14 protein-coding genes are annotated in these 13,661 nt (G+C 37.3%); 6 read left to right on the top strand and 8 right to left on the bottom strand.

Annotation, left to right across the window (positions count from 1 at the left end; genetic code table 11):
- Positions 1–2: 2 nt before the first annotated feature.
- The gene (locus tag C9414_RS17625) at positions 3–1,151 is read right to left on the bottom strand and encodes a type II asparaginase (protein WP_107164188.1); all 1,149 of its coding nucleotides are present in this window, start codon (positions 1,149–1,151) and stop codon (positions 3–5) included.
- A gap of 268 nt (positions 1,152–1,419) precedes the next feature.
- On the opposite strand from C9414_RS17625, the gene C9414_RS17620 reads away from it, so the two are divergent.
- From C9414_RS17620 to C9414_RS17610, 3 genes are read left to right on the top strand one after another with little or no spacing between them, the layout of a single operon-like run.
- A complete protein-coding gene (locus C9414_RS17620; protein ID WP_052773102.1) occupies positions 1,420–2,205 on the top strand; it encodes a S8 family peptidase in 786 nt (261 codons plus the stop codon).
- A 9-nt stretch (positions 2,206–2,214) separates the two neighbouring features.
- Entirely contained in the window at positions 2,215–3,072 is an 858-nt protein-coding gene (locus C9414_RS17615; RefSeq protein ID WP_052773103.1) for an SAR2788 family putative toxin, read from the top strand.
- Positions 3,057–3,413: a hypothetical protein gene (locus C9414_RS17610; RefSeq protein WP_080967148.1), complete on the top strand. Its 357-nt coding sequence runs from the start codon at positions 3,057–3,059 to the stop codon at positions 3,411–3,413. The genes C9414_RS17615 and C9414_RS17610 overlap by 16 nt, the downstream gene beginning before the upstream one ends.
- A 201-nt stretch (positions 3,414–3,614) precedes the next feature.
- Here the strand turns inward: C9414_RS17610 and C9414_RS17605 are convergent, their stop codons facing one another.
- From C9414_RS17605 to C9414_RS17590, 4 genes are all read right to left on the bottom strand, one after another.
- A complete protein-coding gene (locus tag C9414_RS17605) occupies positions 3,615–4,376 on the bottom strand; it encodes an SDR family NAD(P)-dependent oxidoreductase (RefSeq protein WP_059376090.1) in 762 nt (253 codons plus the stop codon).
- Between the two features lie 112 nt (positions 4,377–4,488).
- The gene (locus C9414_RS17600) at positions 4,489–4,866 is read right to left on the bottom strand and encodes an MmcQ/YjbR family DNA-binding protein (RefSeq protein WP_058837436.1); all 378 of its coding nucleotides are present in this window, start codon (positions 4,864–4,866) and stop codon (positions 4,489–4,491) included.
- Positions 4,867–5,005: 139 nt separating this feature from the next.
- Positions 5,006–5,899, bottom strand: a complete 894-nt coding sequence (locus C9414_RS17595; protein WP_107164187.1) for an alpha/beta hydrolase — start codon at positions 5,897–5,899, stop codon at positions 5,006–5,008.
- Between the two features lie 228 nt (positions 5,900–6,127).
- Entirely contained in the window at positions 6,128–7,009 is an 882-nt protein-coding gene (locus tag C9414_RS17590) for a LysR family transcriptional regulator (protein ID WP_106025664.1), read from the bottom strand.
- 393 nt (positions 7,010–7,402) lie between these two features.
- Here C9414_RS17590 and C9414_RS17585 point away from each other — a divergent pair, with 393 nt between their 5' ends.
- Positions 7,403–8,458: an ornithine cyclodeaminase family protein gene (locus C9414_RS17585; RefSeq protein WP_107164186.1), complete on the top strand. Its 1,056-nt coding sequence runs from the start codon at positions 7,403–7,405 to the stop codon at positions 8,456–8,458.
- A 101-nt stretch (positions 8,459–8,559) separates the two neighbouring features.
- Positions 8,560–9,693, top strand: coding sequence for an aminotransferase (locus C9414_RS17580; protein ID WP_107164185.1), 1,134 nt, complete (start codon positions 8,560–8,562; stop codon positions 9,691–9,693).
- 290 nt (positions 9,694–9,983) lie between these two features.
- Here the strand turns inward: C9414_RS17580 and C9414_RS17575 are convergent, their stop codons facing one another.
- Together C9414_RS17575 and C9414_RS17570 are read right to left on the bottom strand one after the other, a co-directional pair.
- Positions 9,984–11,423 (bottom strand): DHA2 family efflux MFS transporter permease subunit, encoded by a 1,440-nt coding sequence (locus C9414_RS17575; protein WP_047202478.1) that lies wholly within the window; start codon positions 11,421–11,423, stop codon positions 9,984–9,986.
- Between the two features lie 79 nt (positions 11,424–11,502).
- Complete coding sequence (locus C9414_RS17570; protein WP_224930346.1) at positions 11,503–12,099, bottom strand: TetR/AcrR family transcriptional regulator; 597 nt, start codon at positions 12,097–12,099, stop codon at positions 11,503–11,505.
- 247 nt (positions 12,100–12,346) lie between these two features.
- Here C9414_RS17570 and bglS point away from each other — a divergent pair, with 247 nt between their 5' ends.
- Positions 12,347–13,075 (top strand): beta-glucanase, encoded by a 729-nt coding sequence (gene bglS / locus C9414_RS17565; RefSeq protein WP_107164184.1) that lies wholly within the window; start codon positions 12,347–12,349, stop codon positions 13,073–13,075.
- A gap of 43 nt (positions 13,076–13,118) precedes the next feature.
- Here the strand turns inward: bglS and C9414_RS17560 are convergent, their stop codons facing one another.
- Positions 13,119–13,520: a MerR family transcriptional regulator gene (locus C9414_RS17560; protein ID WP_047202480.1), complete on the bottom strand. Its 402-nt coding sequence runs from the start codon at positions 13,518–13,520 to the stop codon at positions 13,119–13,121.
- Positions 13,521–13,661 lie beyond the last annotated feature (141 nt).

The raw sequence follows: 13,661 nt of genomic DNA, 5'->3' as shown, positions 1-13,661 counted from the left end.
TATTAATATTGTTCATAATACCTCTGCACTTTATCTGGATCCTTTGTCTTCGTCAGTGCAAGCATGAGCAGAATACGTGCTTTTTGCGGGTTTAATGAATCAGACGACACAAAGTGATGTTCATCATCCGTTTTTTCGTGGGTGACAATTCCATTACCTGTACGGCTTGATCGCACGAGAACCACATCTTTTTTCACTGCATCTGTTGCTCCTTTGATGGCTTCTGTTGACATCGTTCCATTTCCTGCTGCGGCTACAACAATCCCTTTTGCTCCTGCTTTTACTGCAGCATCATACATATATTTTTGATCATTTTGATAGCCGTATAAAATATCGACTTGTGGCAATTCTTTTATCTTCGATACATCAAAATCGCTTTCAGTCGTATGTTTTCTTGTCGGTTCGTTATAAAAGGACACCACTTCACCAGTAACTACTCCGATGTATCCTTGCTCAAGTGACTTGAAGGCATCAGTTGTGGTCGTGTTTGCTTTCGTAATAAATCGAGCCGAAGCAATTCGATCATTTAATGTGACCATGACTCCTTTGCCTTTAGCTTCTTTGGTGGATGCAATTTTTACCGCATGATACAAGTTAAGCGGGCCATCTGCACTGATAGCCGACGCTGGTCTCATTGAGCCAACGACCACAACAGGCTTATCACTTTTGACCACCAGATTTAGAAAGTAAGCTGTTTCTTCAAGTGTATCTGTTCCATGCGTGATGACAATGCCATCCACTTGATCATCTTTTAATAGCTCATTCACTCGTTTGGCTAATTTTAAAAGAAGAGCGTCATCCACATTTTCACTTCCAACATTCGCAACCTGCTCACCAGTGACATTTGCAATATCCTTCAGCTGTGGAACTGAAGCAATGACTTTATCGATGCCAAGTGCACCAGATTTATAGCCCGTCGTATCTGTATCACTATCTGAACTGCCAGCAATCGTCCCGCCTGTGGCTAATACCTTAATATTTGATAAGGACTTATTCCCTGTTTCAACCGCATTGTTTTTCTCTTTTGTTTTACTGGATACGTTTTCTTTTTCGCTTTGAGTATTCTCTTGAGTGCCTGTGTTCGCACAAGCTGCTGTCACTAGTAATAAAACAGAAAGAAGGACAGCACCTAACCATTTTGTCATGTTCATTGGATCATCTCTTTTCCTCATTTGATGGATTTCATGGCTAAATCTCTTTCTATAGGCTTTACTTTATACCATACCTTCATTCATCGGCATGAGGCTAAAGATATAGAACCAAATACTGGGAATACTCCTTATATTTTTAATGAATTACTTTAAAACATAAAACTAAATTATAAAAATAACCCATTTAACCTTAATTTTACCTTAACAAAATTATTTACATATGGAAAAAAATAATTACGTGAGTAGAATATACTATAAAGGAGGGAATATGAAAATAAAGTTTATTTTTCTTTTCTTGTTCATAATAATCACTATTGTTTTCATTTACATACCTAAAAATGATCACAACATTAAAATAGCAGTCATTGATAGCGGTATTGACGTAAATCATGTTGATGTTTCTGTGATAAAGCGCTTTGATAATAAGAAAACAGTGATGGATTCTTTCGGACATGGTTCTGCTATTGCTGAAATTATTAATAAAAACAATGAGAACATAGATTTTTATGATGGAAATATTTTAGACGAGAATGGAAACACAAGTGTAGAAACTTTAATCAAAGCATTAGATTGGTGTATTGACAACAAAGTGAATCTCATCAATATGAGTTTTGGTCTTTCTGAGAATAATGTAAAACTACAAAAAAAGATTGATGAAGTCGTTAGTCATAATATTTTAATTATAGCTGCTGCAGGTAATAAATTTGGTTTAAAAAGTGATTATCCTGCTCGTTATAATAACGTGATTTCTATTTCTGCTGTTGATTCTAAAAATAAGATATATAAATTTGCAGCTAAAGGAAAAATCGACTTTGTTTCTCTTGGTGTCGATGTAGAAACAGTGAAAATAAAAAAATTGGCTGAAGTTAAAGTTTTAAGCGGTACTTCTTTTGCTACAGCAAATGCTACAGGGTATATTTCCAAGCTAATACCAGATGACTTTTCGCTATCTTTTAAAGATATTCTTCACAGATTAAAACAAAAAACTCAAACTCTGAATAATGACGAACGAGATTCAACCTATGGTTATGGCCTATTATTAAATAAGAATTAGGAGTTTATGATGTTTAAGAATATTATTAAAGTAATAAGTTTAGTAATGATATTTTCAATTATTGGACCTAGCATTTCTAATGCGACCATGAATTCAAATGAACATGATGAAATTAATTCAAATGATATTAACACTCTACAAAACACGGGGGAATTGCATAGTACAGAGGTCATTAAAAACACGAATAATGAACAGGAACTTGAAGTAAGTGTTGAAAACGAAAATTTATTGATCAACAGTAAAGTGATTTTATCTCAAGAATCAGAACAATTACCAATGGTTGAGGCTGAAATTGTTGATGAAGACACAAAAGAGACTGTAAAATATAATTTTGAAATAGCAGATATTGATGTTGCTGAAAAAAGCGAACCTCATCTCTTATTAGTGGATATTGAAACTGGTGAAGAGTACACAGTAAGTGACTCACAAATTCAAGCATCATGGTATCCTTTAGTAGTCGTAGCAATCTATATTGCTCGTGTTGGAATTAACCAAGCAATAAAGAAGTTTGGTAAAACTGCTGTTAAAAATGCTGTTAAAAAACATGGTAAGAAAACCACTACTTCAAACGCAGTCAAAAAAGTGAGTATGTCGCGGCTAGACTATCATTATAAGAAACACAAAAAAGAATTTGGTAACATTACCAAATCTGAGTATTTAAATAAAGCACGCAAACTATTAGGAGCAAGTAAGAGCAACAATATTTTAGAAAAGAAAAGCAAGAAAAAATTTAATGGTAAACACCGTTATTATAAATATAATAAAAAAACAAATGAATTTTTATCTGTAGAGAAACAAAAAGATAAAGATGTCATTATCACTTTTTTCAAACCTAAAAGAGGAATTAATTATTGGAAGGACCAGTAGAAATGAATAAAAACGTTTGTTTAATTTGCGGCTATAATGAATTAGAAGAAAGACCTTACTATTCCGATTTTGCAGGTAGTAACGAAATTTGTCCATGTTGCGGTTTTGAGTTTGGAGTAGATGATTTTGATTGTGATGAATTTGATCATGAAGGGTTAACAGACCAAGAAATTGTTGAAAAGTCCCATATCATATGGAGAAAACATTGGATTGAAAACGGGCTAGAGTTGTTCAATCCTAAAATCTTTTCTCCAGAATTTCGAAACGGTAAATTTTTAAAAAGAGATTACTTAGAGATTCAATTGAAAAAGAACCTTGGATTAGATTTTAATGACATTTAAACGAACAAAGACCACTCAGGTTTTATTCTGAGTGGTTTTCATATTTTAATATATGTCTTTACTACAGCAAAAAATATTTAATGTATAGGTTGTTTTTACCTGATTTATTACGCATTTTAAGTGCTCCAAATATGCTTGACCACACAGTCAATCATGCCATAAAAAAATCACTGAGGATATCTACCTCAGTGATGGGAATCGTTATTTCTTCATTGAACCTGCGTGTGAAAAGATTAGATCTTTCAATTCAAATTCGAATGTCTTTCCGTCCACAATACCGACTGTTTTTTCACTGTCATAAAGCTCAAGCATACAAGCAGCCATTTCTTTTGATGTATGATATTTCTTGAAATTGCCTTCATATTCAAATTCGTCTACATCCAATGAACGCTTTGCAAATTCTGATTCTGTCGCGGATGGCGCTAATACTTTTGCCTGTAATTTGGCACCTTTTTCTTTCAATTCTAGGGCCAGTCCTTCTGTAAAGGCGCTCACGTAAAACTTCGTTGCTGAATAGGTGACGGCATTGCCAACGACTGTATAGCCTGCTCGTGAAGAAATGTTAATGAGCTGAGCTCCCTCTACTTGCTCATAATCACGAACAAATAAGGTGGATAGAATCGTTAATGCTTCGATATTCAGATGAAGCATATCCCCAATTTTACTTAAATCTTGTTCTCCTATAGAGCCAAAGTGACCAAACCCTGCATTATTAATGAACGTATCCAGCTCATAATCTGACAATGATTCATAAAATGAATACACTTGCTCTATGTTTGTTAAATCAACTGACTGTATGACTACTTTGATATCGGGAAATTGATCATGAATCTTTTTCTTCAATTCCTGGAGTTTATTGAGCCGGCGTGCAGCTAATATAAGGTTTTTCCCTCGTGCTGCAAAGGCGAGAGCCGCCTCATATCCAATACCTGAGCTTGCTCCTGTAATGACTGTATAGCCCATTTTACATCCCCCTATTCGCGTCTTCTAACTGGTTAAATTATAACGACAGCATTTTACTCAAGTCAATTTTGAAGAGAGTCAAAGGGTATCATGTCAACTTAGATACAGCTCCTCAGTTACTTCCTTTTGAATCATTTTGGAGGATGTCATGCTGAGATTTTTTTGTTAATTTTTGAAAAACCAATTGATAGGAATGTTCGATTAACTCCTCTACAAATGAGGATGGAATGTCTGCATCAAGGTAAATGGAATTCCAATGAGTCTTATTCATATAGTAGCCAGGGATAATTCCTTCATGCATCTCTCTTAGTTCTTCAGCACGAAGAGGATCACATTTTAAAGTGATGACAGGCTTTCGATTCGCATCTCCCCCCATCATAGCAAACATCTTTCCGCCAATATGATAACGATCTGCCTGCCACTCAGGTTGATAATCATGGGTTGTTCCTTTTAAGGAAAGACAAAATGCCTGCAGCTGTTCTTTTTTCATTTCATTAGCTCCTTTTTTAGAAATCATCTATTTTTTCTATTATATCGACAATGAGGAAAGATATCTGACGCTTTTTTCAGAAACAATAAGAAAAGCACAGGCCCATTGTCTCCTGTGCTTTTGAATCACTCTGCTTTTTTTATTCAAACGCCTTCTTTAGCTGATCCCCCATCAAATGCCAAGCTTCTTCAGCTATGGCTAAATCTCCGGCGTGCGTGAAGCCGTGTGGAACTCCTTTAAATTGTTTATACGTGACGTCTATCCCAGCTTCTTTTAACTTGGCAGCATATTGCTCAGCTTCTTCAGCCAGCGAATCCTTCTCTGCTGTGATGACGAGAGCTGGAGGCATTTGTGCCAAGGATGAACGATCTGCAAAAACCGGAGAAACGAGCGGATTGCGCGGATCTTGGCCTTGCAGATAGAAGGAATTAAAGAGTCTCGCCAATTCAACTGGAATCGCTTCTTCAAACGCTGGCTTTTGTGCTGGATCAGTGGCTAGATCAAGCGGTGGATAATCGAGCACCTGATAAACAATTGGGAGTGTATTTCCTTTTTGAATATTCAATAGACAAGCAGCCGTTGCCAAATTTCCTCCTGCACTATGTCCGCCAATGGCTAATGCAGTCCGATCGATTTGAAGTTCATCAGGGTGGTCATACAGCCACTTCAGTACATCGTAGCATTCATGAAGAGCCGCTGGGAAAGGGTGCTCAGGAGCAAGCTGATACTCGACATTGACCACGATACATTGCGCCCGGTCTGCAATGACTGGACACCATGGATTATCCATTTCAGCACTGCCCATGATAAATCCGCCACCATGTAAATTCACAAAAACAGGAAGCGGCTGCTTTGATGTGTTCACTGGTTTAAACACCCACACCTTTGTTTCGCCAGCACTTGTTGGAATGTCATATTCCATTTTGTTCACATCAGGAGGATTTACTGGCTTTAGTTCCGATTGACTCGCTAATGAACCTTCAGATGGCTGGCGTAATGAAGCAGCGATTTTGATTTGTTCTTCTAAGTTCATGATCTCAGACTCCTATCTTATTCATTTCTTCTTAACTCATTCGTTCCTTTTTCCTCTTTTCCTTCTACTGAAACAGCAGCACCTTACTGGAATAATCAAAATAAAAAAGAGAAGACATTGAAGAAGGTATACGTTCATTAGCTAAACTAATCAATAAAGCTAAGTAACACACTGAATTTAACACACGATACTAAGAGAATGAAAAAAAGAAGATAATCTAAAATACGATCAATCTGTAACTGCAAACCAAGTTTCTTTGAGCAATTCACAGAAAGATTGAATGGTTGGTCCTTCTGAACGACTTTTTAAATATACGACAGATGTTTCAATTGGTTTTTCACAGTAATGCAAAGGGATAAGAATACCCTCTGCTAATTCCTCTTTAATCATATTTTCACCAAGCAAGGCGATTCCGGTTTTATTTAAAACTGCCCGCCTAATCGTTTCATCACTTCCCCCGCATTCAATGATAGAAGATGGACGGGTGTTAATTTCAGAAAAACACTGCTCTGTAATTGAGCTAAAACCGCAATGTTCATGATAAGCGAGAAACGGAAAGGATTCTATAACCTCTTCTTTAGAGCGATTTTTGGTAAGATCGGCGGAGACAACCAACACCGCCTTTTCCCTTTCTAAAACAAACTTTTCTAATTCTGAGGAATCAACTTCCCCTGCAACAATCCCAATATCTGCTTCATTATTTAAAATTTTATCGACAGCTATAAGGCTGTTTGCTGGCATGAGGCGCAGCTTAACTTGTTTATGCAATTTTGTATAAGAACTAAGCAGTAGGGAAAGGTGATTCGTACAATAATATTCTGAAGCTGTAATAGTTAGACTTCCGGAAGGACCATTTAACTCTTCCATGTCTCTTTCCATATATTCCATTAATTCAAATAATCTATCTGTATGCTGCTTTAATTTTTTTCCAGCAGGCGTCAAAAACGTTTTTTTTCCAATACGGGTGAATAGAGAATGGTTTAGTTCCCTTTCTAATACTTGAATTTGCAAAGTAATAGTGGGTTGAGTATATTTTAAGATCTTTGCAGCTTTGGTCATATTCAATTCATTGGCTACTACTTGAAAAGTTTTTAGATTTCTGAGTTCCATTTAACCTTCATCTCACTATCTATGTTTTTTATAGCCTACAAAAGCTCCTAACCAAAAGTATATAAAATAATCATCTTTCACATAGGATATAAGGTTAACCATATAACCCCATAGACAAGATGCTCTGAAGAGAATAGCAATCAAATCATTATATCAAAAATTTTAACGGGAGAATCTAAAAGTTTGATACGAATCATTCATTTTTTATTGGTAACTATTGAATCGACTGATTTAAAACACCAATAAAAAACCAAATCATCTCCTTACTCTTAAGGTGATGATTTATCGCTAAAGTTTTCTAATGCATACTATTAAATTAATTAATTTTTAGCTTGTTTCATCCTGTGATAGATTGATAAAGAGCTTAACGAAGTAAGGGAAAGGGAGAATATTATGTACCCATTTAAAGTTTTAAATCATGAAGATATCAAATCTATTCTTGATATGAAAAATGTAATCGATATCGTAGAAAAAGCTTACGTCTTAAAAGAAAATAAAGAAGCTTCTTTATTTCCAATGGTGTTTCACGAGTTCGAACCTGGTAAAGCGGACATGGATATTAAATCAGGAGAAGTGTCAGGAGCAGGCATTTTCGGTTTAAAGCTTGTTTCCTGGTTCGAGGACAACCCTTCTAAAGGCCTTCCTGCTGTTGTTGGTACTGTCTTAGTTCTTGACAGCTGTACAGGCCTTCCAATCGGTATCTTGAGCGGTGAGTATATGACCATGATGCGCACCGGAGCAGCTGGTGGAATTGGAGCTAAATATTTAGCAAGAAAAGATTCAGAAGAATTGCTTATGGTAGGATCAGGTCATGTTGCGGCTTATCAAATCTTAGCTGTTTTAATGACAATGAACTATATCAAAAGAGTTCGAGTGTATAATGCTCATTCATTTGACCGAGCTGGTCAGTTTTGCGCAGACATCAAAGGCAAGTTAAAAGAGCTGTTAGCTCAAACTAAAGAACAAAACCCGGAAGTTTATGAAGAAATGCTTCAAAAGATAGAGATTGAGTATACGCCGGTTAATGATATTGAAACAGCTACGAGAAATGCAGATATTATTATTACAGCTACTCCAGCACGCCAACCAATTATTCTAAAAGAATGGGTAATGCCAGGTACTCATTTTTCATGTGTGGGTGCAGACATGGCAGGAAAACAGGAAATTGATGAAAATATTTTAACTGATGCTCGCATATTCGTTGATGACCTTGAACAGTCTGTTACGGTAGGAGAATTTGAAACTGCATTTAAAAAAGGCATCATCGCAAAAGATAGCATCATTTCGGAAATTGGAGGAGTGATTACAAATCAAGCACCAGGACGCATTTCTCCAGAAGATATCACTGTTTTTGACAGTACAGGCATCTCTCTTCAAGATCTATTGACAGCGAGCTATGTTCTAGAACAGGCAGAAGAAAAACAAATTGGGATGTCGACAAAGCTGTAACTGATCGATAGCCTTTTAAATAAGCAGATTTTAGAAAGTATTCTTTACCAAAAGACTACGTATCAAAAAAATAAGATCATACTTACAGAGGAGTTAATCGGATGAATATTAAAACATTTGCTGTAGAACATTGGATGAATTTATACGAGCAAGAGGCCGTTTATAATATCGCGGAAACATGTGTTGAATCTTTCACTGTAAATGAGTTGATTGGAATCGACGGCTCAAATCCGGCAGATTTTTTCAATGAAGTCGGAAAGAAAAAATTAACATACGGACATATTGAAGGATCTCCAGAGTTTAAAAGCTTAGTATCTGGCCTGTATGAGACAGTTGAAGCTGATAATGTACTTGTCATGAATGGAGCAATTGGTGCAAACTTCTTAGTGCTCTATTCTCTTATTGAGCCAGGAGATCATGTAATTGCTGTACACCCAACATACCAGCAGTTATATGATGTGCCTGCTTCATTTGGCGCGAATGTAGATCTGCTGCCATTGAGACCAGAAAATAACTTCCTGCCGGATCTAAACGAATTAAAGTCTCTGATTAACGAAAAAACAAAATTGATTATTATCAACAATCCGAATAATCCTTCAGGTGCTATTATTGAGAGAGAAATGCTTGAAGAAATTGTAGAAATTGCACGCTCATGTGATGCTTACTTGCTGTGCGACGAAGTATACAGAAACCTATTACAGGAAGATAACCTTGTTGTGCCATCTGTTGCTGATTTATATGAAAAAGGAATCAGTACATCAAGTATGTCAAAAGTATTTTCATTAGCCGGATTGCGCCTTGGGTGGATTGCAGGTCCAAGTGATGTGATCGCTGAATGCATAAAACACCGTGATTACACAACAATCAGCTGTGGTGTGCTTGACGATATGTTAGCCGTTCATGCTCTTAAAAACTACGACAAAGTCCTAGGGAGAAGCCGCAAAATTATCAAAGATAATCTGGCTATTTTAGATGAGTGGGTTCAAAATGAACCTTCAATCTCCTACGTAAAGCCACGTGCAGGCACAACATCTATGCTGAAATACGATTACCCTGTTTCATCAGAAGAATTTTGCGTTGACCTATTTAAAACGAATGGCACATTCTTAACGCCAGGTTCTTGCTTTGATATGGAAGGTTACGTTCGTATCGGTTACGCATGTTCAACAGATGTATTAAAAGCAGGTCTTGAGAAATTCTCTGAATATTTACGTACCCTAAAAGTAAATAGCTGATTAACAACCATTAAGATAGATATTTGGAATATCTGATCGTACAAAAAACCGAACTGCCAATAATGGTTAGTTCGGTTTTTTATAAAGTGAATAAGGGATATTTAAAACCCTTAAAAAAACATTGAAATAACTTATCAGATTATCTCACATCATTAATTTCAATAGTAACCATTATGTACGACTCTTTTTTTTCATTTATTTTCATATTTAATGACATTATTATTTGATGAAAGACTAATTTATTGAAAAAAAGCACTGCGGCGCTATGTCCTCAGTGCTTTTCATTTCTCTTATGATACTTGCTGTTCTACCTTCACTCGTTTAATGAAGAAAGCAATAATCAATCCAATGACGGTCATGATCACGGCAAAGATAAATGCATGCTGGACACCATTTGTAAAGGCGAGCAGCTGATTCACCGGATTTGCGGGATCAGATACATTTTCCATAAAGCTGCGAGTTCCTGATGAAAGGATCGAGATACCGATCGCAGTACCAATAGCTCCTGACACTTGCTGCAAAGTATTCATAATCGCTGTACCATGCGGATATAGCTCTGGCGGAAGCTGATTTAATCCATTGGTTTGAGCAGGCATCATGATCATCGCGATTCCGATCATTAAGGTAATATGAAGAGTTACAATAAATCCAATCGACGTATTCACACTTAGATTCGTAAAGCCAAACATCGTCGCTGCGACAATGACAAGACCTGGAATGACAAGCCATTTTGGACCAAACTTATCAAATAGACCACCCATGATTGGAGATAGCAGTCCGTTGATAATTCCACCTGGCAACAGCATTAAACCTGCTGTAAATGTAGAAAGCGCCAAGGACGTTTGCAGATACAATGGCAAAATCATCATAGCAGACAGCATCACCATCATACACACTAAAATCAGAAGTAACCCAATGACAAACATCGGATATTTAAACGGGCTTAAGTTCAGCATTGGTTCTTTCATGTTCAACTGTCTTAAAGAGAACACGAGAATCCCTATGACACCAACTACAATTGCAACGATGACATGCATACTGCTCCAGCCGCCGCCTTCACCGGCACTGCTAAAGCCATATACTATTCCACCGAAACCAATGGTTGAAAGCACAATCGATAAGATGTCGATTTTCGGTCTTGTTGGTTCTGTAATATTTTGCATAAAGATAAAACCAAAGACAAGTGCAGCCATTAATAAAGGAAGTGAAATCCAGAAAATCCAATGCCAAGTCAACGATTTCAAAATAAGACCAGAGACTGTCGGGCCGACAGCTGGTGCAAACATAATCACAAGACCAATAATCCCCATTGATCGGCCTCGTTTATGAGGCGGGATGATGACCAAAATCGTATTAAACATCAATGGCAGAAGCAATGCTGTACCGACTGCCTGCACGACACGTGCTACCATTAAAATACTAAAGACCGGCGCAACCGCCGCAATAAATGTTCCGATGATCGAAAAGACGAGCGACGTAATGAAAAGCTGTCTTGTTGTAAACCATTGAAGAATGAGTCCTGAAATCGGTACGAGAATACCAAGTGTTAATAAATATCCTGTTGTCAGCCACTGAGCAGTCGTCGCTTCAATTCCAAAGTCTAACGTTAAACTTCTCAGCGCCATGTTTAATGCCGTTTCACTGAACAGGCCAATAAATCCAGCTGTGATAAAAGAAATAATAATGGGCAGCGTTCGAATTTCAGAAGCTGCTGCTTTCTTTTTGTTCATATTAAGTTGGCTCCTTTTCTTTTTCAATTTAGATGAACCTTAGGAAGTCAGGGTGGTCAGAAATGAGCCACTTTAATGTCTATTGAAAGACGGATAAAATCTGTTTTTCTGCTGCAAATTGAGCAATTTTGTCGATCGAATAGCCAGATTCATGTATATAAAACATGAGCTCAGGCGTCATTGGAGAAGACATACATAACGTTGTCAGTTCTATATCCTGTATATTCGCTTCTCCCTTTTCTCTCGCTTCTTCAAGCAATTCACGAATGATTTGTCTGAGTGATTGACTGTAATGACTATCATACACTTTACTTGTCTGCTCTAAATTCCCAGAGATTGTGAGCATCCGAATCCAGTCTAAATGGTGACCGACGATCAGATGAATTTCTTCGAGAACATAGCGCAAACGTTCACGAACCGGCTGATCACTTATTTTGCTCAAGTAAAGATGCAAAGCTGGGATCAGCTGTTCAAATCTCTCCCCAAGGATAGAAAGGCACAAATCACTTTTATTGGCGTAGCGGCGGTATAGAGTGCCCTGTCCAACACCAGCTGTTTTCGCAATTTTATGCATGCTGACATTTTCTACACCAAATTCTTGAAACAAGGAGAATGCGATCTCTTCAATTTCCTCACCAATATCCTTTTCCACCATACACACCTTCTTTACCTTCATCCACATGACACTCATCTCTATGTGTTAAATCAAAACACTTTAGGTTTTTCTTAGGACAATTGTCCCGATATTATCTTACGGACAACTGTCCGCATTGTCAATCATTATTTTTTACTTATGATCTTTCTTTCAATTCTATTAAATGATGCACACTGTTTATCATTATTTAGACCGATTTTCCCTTTTGAAAGAATCATGTATGATCAATAAAGAAAGCGCTTCCATAAAAGGAGAGGAGAATGCGAATATGTACCGTATGAAACGAATGTTGTTGCTGGTTGTCACTGGATTAGTCTTGAGTTTGTCCACATTTACTGTGGGTGCCTCGGCACAAACGGGTGGATCGTTTTATGAACCTTTTAATAACTATAATACGGGGTTATGGCAAAAAGCCGATGGATACTCGAATGGAAACATGTTTAACTGTACGTGGCGTGCAAATAATGTGTCGATGACCTCAGCAGGTGAAATGCGTTTATCGCTCACAAGTCCCGCCTATAACAAGTTTGACTGCGGAGAAAACCGCTCCGTTCAAACGTACGGCTATGGGCTATACGAAGTCAACATGAAGCCAGCTAAAAATGTTGGGATCGTCTCTTCTTTCTTCACTTATACGGGACCGACTGATGGCACGCCTTGGGATGAGATTGACATTGAATTTCTAGGAAAAGATACGACAAAGGTACAGTTTAATTACTATACCAATGGTGTAGGAAATCATGAAAAGATCGTCAACCTTGGTTTCGATGCAGCAAACTCTTATCACACGTATGCATTTGACTGGCAGCCAAACTCCATCAAATGGTATGTCGATGGACAATTAAAGCATACCGCCACCACACAAATTCCTCAAACACCAGGGAAAATTATGATGAACCTGTGGAATGGTGCAGGTGTCGATGAATGGCTCGGCTCCTACAACGGTGTTACCCCGCTCCACGCACATTATAACTGGGTGCGTTACACAAAAAGATAACTCTATCAAAAAAACCTGTGACAAGTCACAGGTTTTTCTTCGTTTAATGAGAATGAGTTTTCAGCTGATGAGCGAGTTTTTTCTCATGATTGTGGATAATATCTTCATAACTTTCTATTTTGAAATCCAATCGTTTAATGGTCTCTTCAATTTCCTTTTGTTTTTGGACGAGTCTTTCTCGTTCATTGATCAAAATGTTTTTTCGCGAAGATAACGTATGATCATCATCCTCAAAAAATAAGGCTGTATATTCTCTAAGCGCATCAATCGAGAGCCCAGCATTTCTCATACACTTGATAAATTCAATCCATTGAAGATCATCCTCTGTATAATCACGAATTCCTTGATCGTCACGTTTGATTTCCCTAATCAAACCAATATTTTCGTAATATCTAAGTGTCGCAGTGGATAAATCGAGCTGTTTTGCTGCTTGTGCTATTTTCATTGTGCCCTCCCTCTTTCTCTTACCTTCCGTTCTCCCTTTCCTCATCATCTCCATTTTGAAAAAGAAAGCAAGATGCTTTTGGCTCAATTCTCGATTCAAGAATGTTGAATTCGTTATTACAGAAGGTTTCCTGTTGACTTA

Source organism: Bacillus sp. Nf3 (assembly GCF_003028545.1).
Lineage (GTDB): Bacteria > Bacillota > Bacilli > Bacillales > Bacillaceae > Bacillus > Bacillus safensis.
The sequence above is the reverse complement of the archived record's forward strand: the minus strand, read 5'-3'. Positions and strand labels throughout refer to the sequence as shown.